Here is a 13,600-nt window from a genome sequence, read left to right as displayed (position 1 = left end):
CTGGGAAGTTCCGGGAGTGGTCTATTCGCTGCCGATGGAGCGGAAGACGTCGTCGAGGCGGGTCGGTCCGGCCTGGAGTTCCCGCAGCTCGATCCCGTTGGTGTGCGCCCAGCCGAGGAGGGCGTACAGGTCGTTCTGGAGGCCGAAGGTCTCGATGAGGAAGTTCCCGCCGCTGTCGCGCGCCGCCCCGAGGGGCAGTGCGGGTGCGGAGGCCGGAAGGGAGAAGCGGATGGCGGCGGGCAGGGTCCGTGTCAGCTCGGTGACGGTCCCTTCCTGGTGGAAGGTCCCCTTGTGCATGAGCCCGATACGGTCGGCGCGCTGCTGGGCCTCTTCCAGGTAGTGCGTGGTGAGCACGATGGTGGAACCGTCCTCGCGCAGTTTGTCCACGGCGTCCCACACGGCGTCCCGGGACTGGATGTCCAGACCGGTCGTCGGCTCGTCCAGGAAGATCAGCTCGGGGCTCCCGTACACGGCGGTGGCGAAGTCCAGACGCCGCTTCTCGCCTCCGGAGAGCTGGGAGACCAGGGTGCCGGCCTTGTGTGTGAGGTCGACGATGCTGAGCACCCGTTCGACCCTGTCCGTGCGCTGGGAGAGCTTTCCGATCAGCCGGACCGACTCCCGTACGGTCAGATCCGGGGAGAAGCCGCTCTCCTGAAGCATGATGCCCATCCGGGGCCGTACGGCGCGCCGGTCGCGCGGGCTGTGCCCGAAGACCCGGACGGTGCCCGAGGTGGCCTTGCGGTGGCCCTCGACGGTCTCCAGGGTCGAGGTCTTGCCGGCCCCGTTCGTGCCGAGCAGCGCGTACAGCTCCCCCTTCCCCACCTGGAAGGACAGGTCTTTCACGGCGTGGAAGTCGCCGTAGCTGAGGTTCAGACGTTCAACGTCGATGACTGGTGTCGAGGTCATGCCTCCATCCCAGCCGTGATCACGGCTGTCCGGCAGTGCGTCCTGTCATCACTCGCCATGACATTCCTCGTGGCGCACGCATGACACGGTGTCACTGGCGCCACCCGCGGCGCCGGACGAATACTGGCCGGACCCCCGCCGTTCCATCCCGGAAAGCCGCACATGGACACCAGCCCCGCGCACATGGGACACACCGCGACGACGCACGGGCGGCTGCGCGGGTGGAACCTCGCCGTGTTCCTCCCGCCGCTCGCCGTCGTCGGGGCGGTGCTGGTGGCGGCCGACGCCCGGAACTGGTGGGAAGCCACCGTCCTGGCCCTGGGCGTGGTGGCGGCCCTGGTGGTCCTCGAACGCTGGACGGCGGGCGACACCGCGCGTGTCGTACTTCCGTGCCTGATCGTCACCGCCGCGGTGTGGCCGTTCGGCGTGCTGGTGGCCGACAGCCACCGGGCGTTCTACGGCATGACGATCGTGGTCCCGTTCTTCGTGGCCCGGCTGCCGCGCCACCGGGGCGCGGCGACCGCGGGACTGGCCGCGTTCGTCGCCGCCGTCGGCGCGGCCAAGCTGCTGGAATCGCCGGACGACGTTCCCGGTGTACTGCTCCGGTACGTCCTCGTCCCCACGGCGATCGTCGTGGTCGCGACCTGTCTCATGTTCGCCAACCGGCGGTTCTACGAGATCATCGAGGAGGCGCGGGAACGCGAGGCGGAGCTGGCCGTCTACCGCGAACGCGTACGGTTCGCCGGCGACCTGCACGACATCCAGGGCCACACGCTGCATGTCGTGAAGCTGAAGATCACGCTCGCCGAGAAGCTCGTGCGCCGTGACATCGGGCGCGTGGAGGAGGAACTGCGGGAGGTGCACGCCCTGGTCAGCGACACCATCGCCCAGACGAAACAGCTCGCCTACGCACAGCGGCGGCTCAACCTGTCCGTGGAGCTGGAGAACGCGAAGAACCTCTTCGAGGCCGCGGGCATCCGTGTGCGCGTCAACCGTGAGGGCGCCGTGGACGAGAGGGTCGACGGGCTGCTCGGCCAGGTCCTGCGCGAGACGACGACCAACATCCTGCGCCACGCGCAGGCCACGCGCGTACGGATCACCCTCTCGCGGTCGGGCATCAGCATCGTCAACGACGGCGCGCCGGACGCTCCCCTGCCGGGGCTCGGCGGACTGGCCACTCTCAGGGAACGCGTGGGCGACAGCGGAGGCGAGCTGACGGTGGAGCAGGAGAACGGGCGCTTCCTCACGGCCGCCGAGTTCCCCCACCTGGGCGCGGCGACGCCGCGCTCCGCGGCGCGGAAGGACGACGACCGATGACCACCGTGGTGCTCGCCGACGACGAGGCCCTTCTCCGTAAGGCGCTCGCGGCGCTGCTGACCCTGGAGGGCGAGATCACCGTGGTCGCCGAGGCCCACGACGGCGAATCGGCCGTACGGGCAGCGCTGCGGCACCGGCCCGACGTGCTCGTCATCGACCTGGAGATGCCGGGTGTGGACGGACTCGGCGCCGTCGAACAGATCCGCAGGGAGCGCCCGGACCAGGTGGTCCTGATGCTGACCCGCCACGCCAGACCCGGGGTGCTCCGCAAGGCCCTGAGACTCGGGGTCCAGGGCTTCGTCAGCAAGTCGGCGGAGCCCGCGCACATCACCTCGGTCATCAACACGCTGCACGCGGGCAGGCGTTGGATCGACCCGGACGTCTCCGCGCTCGCCGTCGTGGACGACTGCCCGCTCACCGACCGGGAGATCGACGTCCTGCGGGCGACCGGCGACGGGTACTCCGCCGCCGAGATCGCCACCCGCCTGCACCTGGCGGAGGGGACCGTACGCAACTACCTCTCGCACGCCATGCAGAAGACCCAGACACGGACCCGGCACGAAGCGGCGCGGTACGCGCGGGAACACGACTGGCTGTGAGCGCGCACGTCCGCGACCCGCGCTCGTGGGCGCGGGTCGCGGACGTCGGCGCAGGTCGGCGGGGTCAGACGGTCGTCGTCTCCCGTCCCTGTTGCTCCTTCTCCACCAGCGGCTTCACCGGCGCCTGCTTCTCGGGCTCCCGCTTCTCCGGCGCCGGCTCGGGGGCCGGAGCGGAACGCAGCGCCTTCGAGGCCGCGTCGACGGCCTGGGCCGTTTCGGCGGGTGTGGCGCGCTCCAGGAAGCGGAGCAGTTCGACCGGGAACGGCAGAACCAGCGTGGAGTTCTTCTCGGCCGCAACGGCCACCACGGTCTGGAGCAGCCGCAGTTGAAGCGCGGCGGGCTGGTCGGACATCTGCCCGGCCGCCTCCGCGAGCTTCTTCGACGCCTGAAGCTCCGCGTCCGCGTTGATCACTCGTGCACGGCGCTCACGGTCCGCCTCGGCCTGTCGCGCCATCGACCGCTTCATGGTCTCCGGCAGCGACACGTCCTTGATCTCGACCCGGTCGATCTGTACGCCCCAGCCGATGGACGGGCTGTCGATCATCAGCTCCAGGCCCTGGTTCAGCTTCTCGCGGTTCGAGAGCAGATCGTCCAGGTCGCTCTTACCGATGATCGACCGCAGTGAGGTCTGCGCCATCTGCGAGACCGCGAACCGGTAGTCCTCGACCCGGATCAGCGCGTCCGCCGCGTCGACCACCTTGAAGTAGATCACCGCGTCGACGCGCACGGTGACGTTGTCGCGTGTGATGCCGTCCTGTGCGGGGACGGGCATCGTCACGATCTGCATGTTGACCTTGCTCAGCCGGTCCACGAACGGGGTGATCAGCTGGAATCCGGGCCCTCGGATGCCCTCGCGCAGCCGGCCCAGACGGAAGACCACGCCGCGCTCGTACTGCTTGACGACGCGGGCGGACGCCATCGCGAATATCGCACCCACGACGATCACCGCTATGACCGCTATGACCAGTCCCTCGACCATGATGACCCCCTGATGCCAGACGAAGGTCCCACTTACAAAGATATGCCTGAAATGACCGAATGGGCGATCGGCGAGGCGTCGTCCCTGCCGGCGACCGGATAAGGTCCGGGCCGGCCGGCTCACCGCCCGCCGGGGGCCATCACCAGGCCCGGCCACCCGTTCACCAGCGCGGGCTGGGTGAACCTGACCCGCTCCGCGGCCATCGAAGCGCCCTTGCCCACCTGATGGGCACCCCGGAGCAGCAGCGGTGCGGGAGTGGGGCCGGCCGCCCGGTCCGCGCGCAGGATCACGTCCGCGTCGAGCAGCGTGACCAGCGCCTCGAAGTCTCCGCCACGGGACGCCGCCAGGAACGCCTCGACGACCTGGCGGCGGCGCGCCAGATCCGCTTCGGGCACCGGCGAGGCCCCCTTGACCCGGCGGCGCGCGCGGCTCGCGAGCTGCCGCGCCGCCGCCGGGGTGCGCTCGATCAGCGGTGCGATCTCGTCGAAGGGCACGGCGAACATGTCGTGCAGGACGAACGCCAGCCGCTCGGCCGGCGTTAGCGTGTCGAGCACCACCAGCAGAGCCAGCCCGACGGATTCGGCCAGCAGCGTCTCCTCCTGCGGGTCGTACGTCTCCGCGCGGGCACCGGCCGGGTCCGGTCCGCCCGGTGCGTCGAGCGGTTCCTCGCGCCGGGTGGCCCGCGTACGCAGCATGTTGAGGCACACCCGCGCCACGACGGTCGTCAGCCAGCCGCGCAGGTTCTCGATCGCACCGGCGTCGGCGCCGCTGAGGCGCAGCCAGGTCTCCTGGACGGCGTCGTCGGCCTCGCTCGCGGAGCCGAGCATCCGGTAGGCGACGGCGCGCAGACGGGTCCGGTCCTCCTCGAAACGCTCCAGAAGCCAGGTGCTCTCGTCCATCACGTCACATTCCTCGTTCGCCGGGTGTCATCGCGGTAGACCCTCTCAACCCGGCCGGCGCGGCCGGGACACCAGATCCACGAGAGCTTGGAGAAACCATGACGTCATCGATTCTGGTCACGGGCGGCACGGGCACCCTCGGTCGCCTTGTCACCCCTCTGCTGCGCGAGACCGGTCACCGGGTGCGGGTGCTGAGCCGGCACGCCCGGGCGTCCGAGGGCGGCGTCGAGTACGTCGCCGCCGATCTGCTCAAGGGCGAGGGGATCGAGGCCGCGCTGGACGGCGCCGAGACCGTGCTGCATCTGGCGGGGGCCGCCAAGGGCGACGACAAGGCGACGGGGAATCTGACGCGGGCCGCGTCGCGTACCGGCGTACGGCACCTGGTCTACATCTCGGTCATCGGCGCCGACCGGATTCCGCTCGGCTATCCCAGAGCCAAGCTGGGCGCGGAGCGGGCCGTGGCCGGTTCCGGGCTGCCCTGGACGACGCTGCGGGCGGCCCAGTTCCACGACCTGGCCCTGACCATGGTGCGCGGCATGGCGAAGCTGCCGGTGGTCCCGGTCCCCGGCGGCCTGCGGCTGCAGCCGGTCGACGCCCGCGACGTGGCGGAGCGCCTCGTGGAGCTGACCCTGGGCGAACCGGCCGGCCGCGTGGCCGACCTCGCCGGGCCGAAGGTGTACGGGCTCGGGGAGTTGTGCGGCGGCTACCTGCGGGCGAGCGGAAAGCGCCGGCCGACGGTTCCGCTCCGGATTCCCGGCAAGGTCGGCCGCGCGTACCGGGCCGGGGAGAATCTGACCCTCGACGGGGCCGACCTCGGGCGGCGCACCTGGGAGGAGTTCCTCGCGGAGCGGGTGGGCGGCGCGGCGCGCTGAGCCGGACGGGGAGCACGGGGAGCACGGGCCCGCGCATATCAGGTGGCCGAGGCCCGCCGGCCTCCTGCACAGTGAGCCCGTGAACCGCGAACGCTCCCCCCTGGGCGCCGGCTTCCTCCCCGGTCTCGAACTGTCGCGCATCCTCTACGAGGAGGCCGTGCGGCCCGTCCTCGACAGCGCGTACCCGGGGCTGCGGTACGCCGCCGCACGGATCGGCTCCGGGTCGGAGGTGCTGGGGTTCGACACGGCCCGCTCCGCCGACCACGAGTGGGGGCCTCGGCTGAATCTGTTCCTCGCGCCGGACGACGCCGCCCGGCACGGGGCCGAGCTGAGCCGGCTGCTCGCGGAGCGGCTGCCGAAGCACGTACGCGGCTGGCCCACGCACTTCCGGCACGCCGACCCCGAAGTCCCCATCGGCCACATGGAGTTGACGGACGGCGCGGTCAACCACCGGGTGTCGGTCGACGACCTCGGCGACTGGCTGCGCGCCCGGCTCGGTGTGGCCGCGGTGGCGGGGCGGGCGCCCACGGTCCGCGACTGGCTCGCGATGCCGCAGCAGCGGCTCGCGGAGGTCACCGGCGGCGCGGTGTTCCACGACGGTCCCGGCGCACCGGGCACGCACGGCACGCTCGGCGCGGTACGGGAACGGCTGGCGTGGTATCCCGACCAGGTGTGGCGCTATCTGCTGGCCTGCCAGTGGCAGCGGATCTCCCAGGAGGAGGCGCTCGTCGGCCGGTGCGCCGAGGTGGGTGACGGACTCGGGTCGGCGGTCGTCGCGGCGCGGCTGGTGCGCGATCTGATGCGGCTGTGCCTGCTGCTGGAGCGGACGTACGCCCCGTACGGCAAGTGGCTGGGCACCACGTTCGGGCGGCTCGCGGTCGCCGGCGATCTGAGCCCGTCGCTGGCGGGAGCGCTGGCCGCGACAAAGTACCCGGCGCGGGAGCGGCATCTGTGTGACGCGTACGAGTACGTGGCCGGGCTCCAGAACACCACGGGGCTCGCGGCCCCGGTGGACCCGGCCCGCCGGCCGTACCACAGCAGGCCGTTCCAGGTTCTGCACGCCGAACGCTTCGCCGGGGCCCTCGCGGCGACCGTCACCCACCCCGAACTGCGTGATCTGCCGCTGACCGGCGGGGTGGACCAGTGGGCGGACAGCACGGACTTCCTCGGGCTGAGCGGGCCCCGGCGCGCGGCGGTCGACGCGCTCGCGCGTCCGGAGACCCGCGGCGTCGGCTCCTGAGGGTACGGAAGAACGCCCGTACGTCACCCGGCGGGACGGGGCGGGGCTCCTAGGGCGTGTTTCGAAAGTCCCGCCTGGCTCGGCCAGTCCCACCCGTTGAGAATGGGGATCCGCGCGGGGACGAAGCGCGGAGAAGTCGGTCGCGCCACGGCCGTGTTCCGCCCTACCGTCGCGGTATGGACCTGGACCCCGACATCCGTCAGGCGGCCTCGGCAGTGCCCCGTGCCCGCGCGCTGTGGAGTGAACTCGCCGGTGTCCCGGTCGAGTTCACCTCCCCCACCGCCGTCGTGATCGCGCCCGGCTCCCGCCTCTGTCCGCCGGGATGGGCCGGGATCGTACGGATCGGTGACGCCGCCGTCGTCACCGCGCCCGACGCGCGGGGCGCCGAGGCACTGCGCGGGGCGGTACGGGAGCTGGCGTACGCGGAGCTGGTCGACCCCGTCCGGCTCGGCGAGGCGCTGAGCGGTACGGGCGCCCCGGTGCTCGACGTGCTGGGACCCGCCACGCTCTCCTACCTGGACCGGGACGCGCTCGTCCCCGCGCCTCCCCGGGAGGCCGGTACGGCCGTCGAGCGGGCGGCGCCGGGCGACATCGCGCTGACCGCGCTGCTGGCGGGTGCCGGGCAGGGCGACGCGGACGAGAGCGGGCTCGACGAGATCACCTCACCCGCGTTCCTGCTCCGCGAGGGCAACGGCGCGGGGGCCGGGGACGTGGTGGCGGCGGCCGGTTATGTGACCTGGCCGCGCTCGGTCGCCCATGTGTGCGTCCTGGTCGCCCCGCACCGGCGGGGCCGGCGGCTGGCGGGGACCGTGGCGTCGGCCGCGGTGTCGCACGCGCTCGACGCGGGTCTGCTGCCGCAGTGGCGGGCCCGGCCGTATCCGTCGCGGAGGGTGGCCGCCGCCCTGGGTTTCCGGGAGCTGGGCGCTCAGCTCAGCGTGCGGATGTAGGTCGTGGCGGGGCGACCGCCGATCTCGGTCTCGCCGGTGGCCACGAATCCCGTGCGGTCCAGCACCGCGCGCGAAGCGTGGTTGTCGTGGGTCGTCATCGCGCGCAGCGAGGTCAGCCCGTACTGCTCCGCCGCCAGGACGCAGACCGAGCGGACGGCGTCCGTCGCCAGGCCCTTGCCCGCGGCCTTCTCCGCCATCCGGTACCCCAGCTCGGCCGACCCGTCCGCCACGTCGACGAGGTTGAAACGCCCGATCACCTCGTCCGTCGTGCTGCCGTCGCCGCTGACCAGCACATGGAAGTAGTGCAGCCCCGCGCCCTGCTCGGTGAGCAGATCGCCGTGCCGTGCGGCGAAATCGGTGAAGTAGGAATCGCCCCGGTCGGAGATCGAGGCGGCGAAGTAGGCCCGGTTCTCCTGCTCGAATGCGAGCAGTGCCGGAGCGTGGTCGAGTCGGAGCAGTTGAAGTTCGGGCATGTACGCACGCTACCCGGCGGCGGCCGGGTCATGGCTGGGGATTTTCGCCCTGCGGCGCACGTCAGGGGCGTGTGCCGGTTCGCACCCGGGCGCCGGGGTGCGTTATCCGGTGGGGCCGCAGACGGCCCGCGAGTACCGTTTCGCCGTGTGACTGCTGACCTCGATCACGACCTCGACGACTTGGATCCCGACCTCGCGGAACTCGTCGGAGCGGCGACCCGGCTCGTCGTGGCCCGCGCAAAGGGCGACGACCACACCGTGGCCTGCGCCGCCCGCGACCGGGACGGCCGGATCATCACCGGTCTGAACGTGTACCACTTCACCGGCGGCCCCTGCGCCGAGCTGGTGACGATCGGTGCGGCGGCCGCCGTCGGCGCGTACGACCTCACCACCGTCGTGGCCGTCGGGAGCGACGGCCGGGGGGTGCTGCCGCCGTGCGGGCGCTGCCGGCAGGTGCTGCTGGACTACTTCCCGCGGATCGAGGTCGTCGTGGGGACGGAGGACGGCCTGCGGGCCGTGCCGGTGCGGGAGTTGCTGCCGTACGCGTACGAGTCCGTCCCGGACAGCGCGGGCCCGGACCCCACGGACCCCGCATGATGCACGCCGACGAGGTCCCGACCGATGTCGCGCTCGTGCGCCGGCTGCTCGCCGCGCAGTTCCCGCAGTGGGCCGCACTGCCCGTCGAGTCCTTCCCGTCCAGCGGCACCGTCAACGCCGTGTACCGGCTCGGTGACGACATGGCCGTACGGCTCCCCCGTATCGAGGGCGGTGTCGGGGACCTGGCAAAGGAGCGGGCCTGGCTGCCGCGGCTCGCCCCGCACCTGCCGGTGCCCGTCCCCGCCGTCCTCGGCGCGGGCACACCGGCCGAGGGGTACCCGTGGCCGTGGTCGGTCCACCGCTGGCTCGACGGCGCGCACCCGGAGGCCGGGCAGCTCACCCGGCCCGCCTCGATGGCGGCGGACCTGGCCGGCTTCGTCAGGGCGCTGCGCCGGATCGACCCCGCGGGCGGGCCGCCCGCCCACCGGGGCGGGACGCTGTCCGAGCAGGACGACGAGACGCGCGACGCGCTCGGACGACTCCGTGCGCTGGGCGGCGTCATCGACACCGAGGCGGCGACCGCGGCCTGGGAGGTCTCCCTGCGGGCGCCCCGGTGGGACGGGCCGCCCGTGTGGATCCACTCCGATCTGATGCCGGGCAATCTGCTGCTGGACAGTGCGGGGAGCGGACGCCTCGGCGGAGTCATCGACTTCGGCACCGTGGGGGTGGGCGAACCCGCGTCCGACCTGATCCCCGCGTGGAACCTCCTCCCGGCCGGTGTACGGGACGGTTTCCGCGCCGCTCTGGCCGCCGACGACGCGACGTGGGCGCGCGGGCGCGGCTGGGCGCTGTCGATGGCGCTCATCCAGCTGCCGTACTACCTCCACACGAACCCGGTACTCGCGACGAACGCGCGGCATGTGATCACGGAGGTTCTGACGGATCACGCGGCGGCGTCGCGGTAGGAATGCCGGAGGAACCGGAGAGAACCCGCGGAGAGCCGGAGAGAAAGCCGCCGGCCGCTGTCGATCCGGCCGTGTCCCGTTCGACGTCCTGGTGTGGGGCGCTTCGCCACACGTGGACGCGGCAGGACCGGACGAGGAGAAACACATGGATCAGCTGCTGAAAGTCATGAACTTCACCGTCTCCAGTGACGGGATCGGTGCCGGTGAGCACCAGACCCTCGAAAGGCCGTTCGGCCACGTCGATCCCGGGCGGCTGTTCGCCTGGGCCGGCGCGACGGCGAGCTGGCCCATGCGGACCGCCCCCGGCGGCAGCAGGGGCCTCGACGACTACTTCACGCGGGACTTCGCACGCAACATCGGCGCCGAGATCATGGGCCGCAACAAGTTCGGACCCCAGCGCGGGCCGTGGCAGGACCACGACTGGCGCGGCTGGTGGGGTGACGAGCCCCCGTTCCACACGCCGGTGTTCGTCCTGACCCACCACGAACGTCCTTCGATCACGCTCTCCGACACCACGTTCCGCTTCGTCGACGCCGACCCGGTCACCGTCCTCGAACGGGCGCGGGAGGCGGCGGAGGGCAAGGACGTCCGGCTGGGCGGCGGGGTCACCACCGTCCGGGAGTTCCTCGACGCCGACCTCGTCGACACCCTGCACGTGGCGGTCGCACCGGTGGAACTCGGGTCCGGTCTCCGTCTCTGGGACTCACCCGACGACCTGCTGGACCGTTTCCATCTGGAGGTCGTCCCCAGCGCGAGCGGCGTCGCGCACCACCTGTTCTGGCGGAGGTAGCGGCGCGCGGAGGCAGCGGCGAGGGTCGCGCGGCCGGCGGCTGCTTTCGCTGAGGCGTTCGTGGTGCTCAGCCCTCGTACTCCGTGAGGTCGATGGAGTGGATGTTGAGCGCGAAGCCGTACTCGGGGTGCTTCGTCTCGCGGTCGAGGACCATGTCCAGCTTGCCCAGCACGTTCTCGGACCGCTCGTCGCCGAGCCGGTTCACGGCGACCACACGGTCGAGGCCCCGGTCCTGGAGGGCGAACTCCAGGACCGCCTGGGCGGCCTCGGAGGCGTAACCCTGGCCCCAGAACTGGGCGCCGAGCCGCCAGCTGATCTGTACGTCGGGCAGCACCTCGGGCAGATCGCCGGGCAACGAGAGACCGGTGAGGCCGATCAGTTCGCCGGAGGCGAGGAGTTCGACCGCGAAGAGCCCGAAGCCCTCCTCGTCCCACTCCTCCTCCCAGCGCTCGATGTCCTCGGCGGTCTCGGCGAGGTCGCGGACCGAGCCGTCGCCGATCCAGCGCATGACCTCCGGGTCCGAGTTGATCTCGGCCATGGGCGCGAGGTCGTCGTCGGTCCAGCGGCGGAGGAGGAGGCGGGGTGTGCGGATCTCGGTCATGCGCCCATCCTGTCAGGCCCGTCAGGGGTGGACACGGGCGTAGTCGGCCGTCCGCCACGCGGCGCGGAAGTCGCCGTGCAGACCCCCGTCGCCCGCCTCCCCGGCCCCCGAGCCCCAGATCCGTACGTGCTCCGGCCCGCCGTCCGGGTCCAGCGGCTGCCAGCCCGGGTCCCCGGTCGCGGCGAAGTCCGCCCACGCCCGCACCATGCGGTGCGACAGCTCGTGGTCCTCGGGGAGCGGGGGGCCGCCGATGAGGAAGGCGAGTCCGGGGTCGGCGAGGGTGCCGAAGGCGAAGGGCACGTCGGCGCAGTGCCAGGGCCGTACGACGCCGCTGTCCGTGACGCGCCGCCTGGCGAAGCGCGACAGATACGTCCGGCCGCCGCCGCCCGCGGCGCGGGCGTGGCGCTCGGCGAACCGGCTGCTGTACTCGCCGAAGGACATGTCACCGTAGATCGCGAGGTACAGGTCGAGCACCGGCGCGTCGGGCATCAGCGCCCGGTATGCCGGTACGAGATCGCCGGGCAGCCCGAAGTCCGCCGCGAACTCGTCCAGTTGACGGTCCGTCGTGATCCTCTTGCTGCTGCCGACCGCGTCCAGCAGCCAGTACTCCTCGGTCGTGTGGCAGACCAGCAGGTCGACGTCGGCGCGGTCCGCCGGACCGACGGCGAGGGGGTCGGCGGGCAGCAGGACCCCGTCCGCGACCGGGCCGTACAGCACCGGGTCGTAGTGGCGCGCGCCCGCCGCCGGATCGGCGCGGAAGTCGGCGACGACCTGGTCGGACGCGCGGACCAGGTCGTACGGGGAGGCCGTCGCCAGCGCCTCGGCGGTGGCCGGGACCCCTGCGGCGGCGGCCACGCGGCGCGTGGTCTCGGCGGCGAGCCGTGGCGGGTGGACGGGGCCGACCAGGCTGTGGGCGACGGCGCGGCGGAACAGCCCGCGCGCCCGCTCCATCACCGTCAGACAGGCGACGGACGTCGCCCCCGCCGACTGCCCGGCGACGGTGACGTTGGCCGGGTCGCCGCCGAAGGCCGCGATGTTGTCGCGCACCCATTCCAGGGCGGCGATCTGGTCGAGCAGACCGCGGTTCGCGGGGACGTCGGAGCCGGCGACTCCCGAGCCGGGGACATGGCCGAAACCCTCGAAGCCGAGCCGGTAGTTGAGGGTGACGACGACCAGTCCGGCGCGGACCAGCGCCGTACCGTCGAAGTCCGGCTGGGCGGACGCGCCGAAGGTGTACGCGCCACCGTGGATCCAGACCAGTACGGGCCGCGCGCCCGCACCCTCTTCCTCTCCCTCCCCCTCGCGCGTCCAGACGTTGAGGTTCAGCACGTCCTCGTCGCCGGGTGACCACGCCGGCATGCCCGGAAGCTCGGCCGACTGCGGCGCGATCGGCCCGAAGTCGGCGCACTCCCGTACGCCCCGCCAGGCGGGCGCGGGCCGGGGCGCCTTGAAGCGGTCGGCGCCGAACGGCGGTGCGGCGTAGGGGATGCCGAGCACCGCGACCACGCCGGAAGCGGTCCCACGACCTCGTACCCGCCCGTTGGCTGTCGAGAAGAGATGATCCACGCGCGCACTTTATGCGACGGGTTTTGCGCCCTTTTCACCGCCGCGCCCGCCCGCGCCCCCGCCCACACCGCTGTCCCCGCCGCGCTCGCGCACCAGCAGGTCGATGCCGTCCAGCATGCGATCGAGGCCGAAGCGGAACTCGTGGTCGGGGCTCTCCGGTTCCTCCGGTACGTCCAGCACTCCCGCCGCCAGCATCTCCGCGACGGACGGGAAGCGCGCCGGATCGGCCAGCCTGCGCAGCGTGTGCCCGTATCCGGCGAGTACGGCCTCCGCCGATCGGCCGCTCGCCGTGACGGCGGCGGCCAGGTCCGCCATCAGCGTCGCCTCGTGCCGCACATGGCCGTTGACCATGAGGATCACCGACAGCTTCTCGCTCCAGTCGAGCCGGGTCCCCTCCAGGGCGACCAGCCCCCACTCCCACCAGGCGACCATCCGGGGCGTGGCGGGCGGGCTGGAGATCGGGATACGGAGTGCCCAGAGGTTCTGGTAACAGATCCGGCGCATCTCCCACGCCCACTCGGCCATCGCCGTACGCCAGCCGGTGCCCGGCGCGGGCGGTGGCGGCGGGTCGCCGATGATCGCTTCCTGCATCAGTACGTACAGCTCGTCCTTGGCCGCCACGTACCGGTAGAGCGACATCGGCGAGACACCGAGCTTCTTGGCGATGCGGCCCATCGAGACCGCGGGCAGTCCCTCGGTGGCGGCGACGGTGACCGCCGTGTCGACGATCCGCGCCAGGCTGAGACCGGGTTTGCGGCCCTTCGTCGGGCGCGCGCGCAGTCCCCAGGCGGCTTCGATGCTGGGCGGCAGCCCCGTACCGCCGTCGCCGCCGTCCCCCGCGCTCTCCCCCATGGCCTCGTCCGTCACGTCCGCGCCTCCGCCTTCCCCAGCTCGTGCCGCCGTTCCCGC

At 72.4% G+C, this 13,600-nt stretch carries 15 protein-coding genes; 8 read left to right on the top strand and 7 right to left on the bottom strand.

Annotation, left to right across the window (positions count from 1 at the left end; translation table 11 throughout):
* Positions 1–21: 21 nt before the first annotated feature.
* Positions 22–906 (bottom strand): ABC transporter ATP-binding protein, encoded by an 885-nt coding sequence (locus GXP76_RS04165; RefSeq protein ID WP_242570032.1) that lies wholly within the window; start codon positions 904–906, stop codon positions 22–24.
* Positions 907–1,068: 162 nt separating this feature from the next.
* Here GXP76_RS04165 and GXP76_RS04160 point away from each other — a divergent pair, with 162 nt between their 5' ends.
* Both GXP76_RS04160 and GXP76_RS04155 read left to right on the top strand, forming a co-directional pair.
* Positions 1,069–2,223, top strand: coding sequence for a sensor histidine kinase (locus tag GXP76_RS04160; RefSeq protein WP_242570031.1), 1,155 nt, complete (start codon positions 1,069–1,071; stop codon positions 2,221–2,223).
* Positions 2,220–2,822, top strand: coding sequence for a response regulator transcription factor (locus tag GXP76_RS04155; protein ID WP_242570030.1), 603 nt, complete (start codon positions 2,220–2,222; stop codon positions 2,820–2,822). The genes GXP76_RS04160 and GXP76_RS04155 overlap by 4 nt, the downstream gene beginning before the upstream one ends.
* 64 nt (positions 2,823–2,886) lie before the next feature.
* Here GXP76_RS04155 and GXP76_RS04150 read toward each other — a convergent pair whose 3' ends face one another.
* Both GXP76_RS04150 and GXP76_RS04145 read right to left on the bottom strand, forming a co-directional pair.
* Positions 2,887–3,801: a slipin family protein gene (locus GXP76_RS04150; RefSeq protein ID WP_242570029.1), complete on the bottom strand. Its 915-nt coding sequence runs from the start codon at positions 3,799–3,801 to the stop codon at positions 2,887–2,889.
* Between the two features lie 119 nt (positions 3,802–3,920).
* Positions 3,921–4,700, bottom strand: coding sequence for a sigma-70 family RNA polymerase sigma factor (locus tag GXP76_RS04145; protein ID WP_308354092.1), 780 nt, complete (start codon positions 4,698–4,700; stop codon positions 3,921–3,923).
* A 98-nt stretch (positions 4,701–4,798) separates the two neighbouring features.
* Between GXP76_RS04145 and GXP76_RS04140 the strand changes: the two genes are divergently transcribed.
* The 3 genes from GXP76_RS04140 (at position 4,799) to GXP76_RS04130 (ending at position 7,759) form a co-directional block, all read left to right on the top strand.
* Positions 4,799–5,572: an SDR family oxidoreductase gene (locus tag GXP76_RS04140; RefSeq protein WP_242570028.1), complete on the top strand. Its 774-nt coding sequence runs from the start codon at positions 4,799–4,801 to the stop codon at positions 5,570–5,572.
* Between the two features lie 79 nt (positions 5,573–5,651).
* Complete coding sequence (locus GXP76_RS04135) at positions 5,652–6,812, top strand: DUF4037 domain-containing protein (RefSeq protein WP_242570027.1); 1,161 nt, start codon at positions 5,652–5,654, stop codon at positions 6,810–6,812.
* A 176-nt stretch (positions 6,813–6,988) separates the two neighbouring features.
* On the top strand, positions 6,989–7,759 hold the full coding sequence (locus GXP76_RS04130) for a GNAT family N-acetyltransferase (RefSeq protein WP_242570026.1): 771 nt from the start codon (positions 6,989–6,991) through the stop codon (positions 7,757–7,759).
* Here GXP76_RS04130 and GXP76_RS04125 read toward each other — a convergent pair.
* Complete coding sequence (locus tag GXP76_RS04125) at positions 7,738–8,232, bottom strand: GNAT family N-acetyltransferase (protein ID WP_242570025.1); 495 nt, start codon at positions 8,230–8,232, stop codon at positions 7,738–7,740. The genes GXP76_RS04130 and GXP76_RS04125 overlap by 22 nt on opposite strands.
* 147 nt (positions 8,233–8,379) lie before the next feature.
* On the opposite strand from GXP76_RS04125, the gene GXP76_RS04120 reads away from it, so the two are divergent.
* The 3 genes from GXP76_RS04120 to GXP76_RS04110 all read left to right on the top strand — a co-directional run bounded on the left by GXP76_RS04120 (position 8,380) and on the right by GXP76_RS04110 (position 10,524).
* The gene (locus GXP76_RS04120) at positions 8,380–8,829 is read left to right on the top strand and encodes a cytidine deaminase (RefSeq protein WP_242570024.1); all 450 of its coding nucleotides are present in this window, start codon (positions 8,380–8,382) and stop codon (positions 8,827–8,829) included.
* Positions 8,829–9,734: an aminoglycoside phosphotransferase family protein gene (locus GXP76_RS04115; protein ID WP_242570070.1), complete on the top strand. Its 906-nt coding sequence runs from the start codon at positions 8,829–8,831 to the stop codon at positions 9,732–9,734. The genes GXP76_RS04120 and GXP76_RS04115 overlap by 1 nt, the downstream gene beginning before the upstream one ends.
* A 145-nt stretch (positions 9,735–9,879) precedes the next feature.
* Positions 9,880–10,524, top strand: a complete 645-nt coding sequence (locus tag GXP76_RS04110) for a dihydrofolate reductase family protein (RefSeq protein WP_242570023.1) — start codon at positions 9,880–9,882, stop codon at positions 10,522–10,524.
* Positions 10,525–10,591: 67 nt separating this feature from the next.
* On the opposite strand, the gene GXP76_RS04105 is transcribed toward GXP76_RS04110, so the two are convergent.
* From GXP76_RS04105 to GXP76_RS04095, 3 genes are read right to left on the bottom strand one after another with little or no spacing between them, the layout of a single operon-like run.
* Positions 10,592–11,125 (bottom strand): GNAT family N-acetyltransferase, encoded by a 534-nt coding sequence (locus tag GXP76_RS04105; protein ID WP_242570022.1) that lies wholly within the window; start codon positions 11,123–11,125, stop codon positions 10,592–10,594.
* Positions 11,126–11,146: 21 nt separating this feature from the next.
* The gene (locus GXP76_RS04100; protein ID WP_242570021.1) at positions 11,147–12,691 is read right to left on the bottom strand and encodes a carboxylesterase/lipase family protein; all 1,545 of its coding nucleotides are present in this window, start codon (positions 12,689–12,691) and stop codon (positions 11,147–11,149) included.
* A 9-nt stretch (positions 12,692–12,700) separates the two neighbouring features.
* Positions 12,701–13,543, bottom strand: coding sequence for a TetR/AcrR family transcriptional regulator (locus GXP76_RS04095; RefSeq protein WP_242570069.1), 843 nt, complete (start codon positions 13,541–13,543; stop codon positions 12,701–12,703).
* Positions 13,544–13,600: the final 57 nt, after the last annotated feature.

The organism is Streptomyces sp. NP-1717 (assembly GCF_022695985.1).
Classification (GTDB): Bacteria; Actinomycetota; Actinomycetes; order Streptomycetales; family Streptomycetaceae; genus Streptomyces.
The sequence above is the reverse complement of the archived record's forward strand: the minus strand, read 5'-3'. Positions and strand labels throughout refer to the sequence as shown.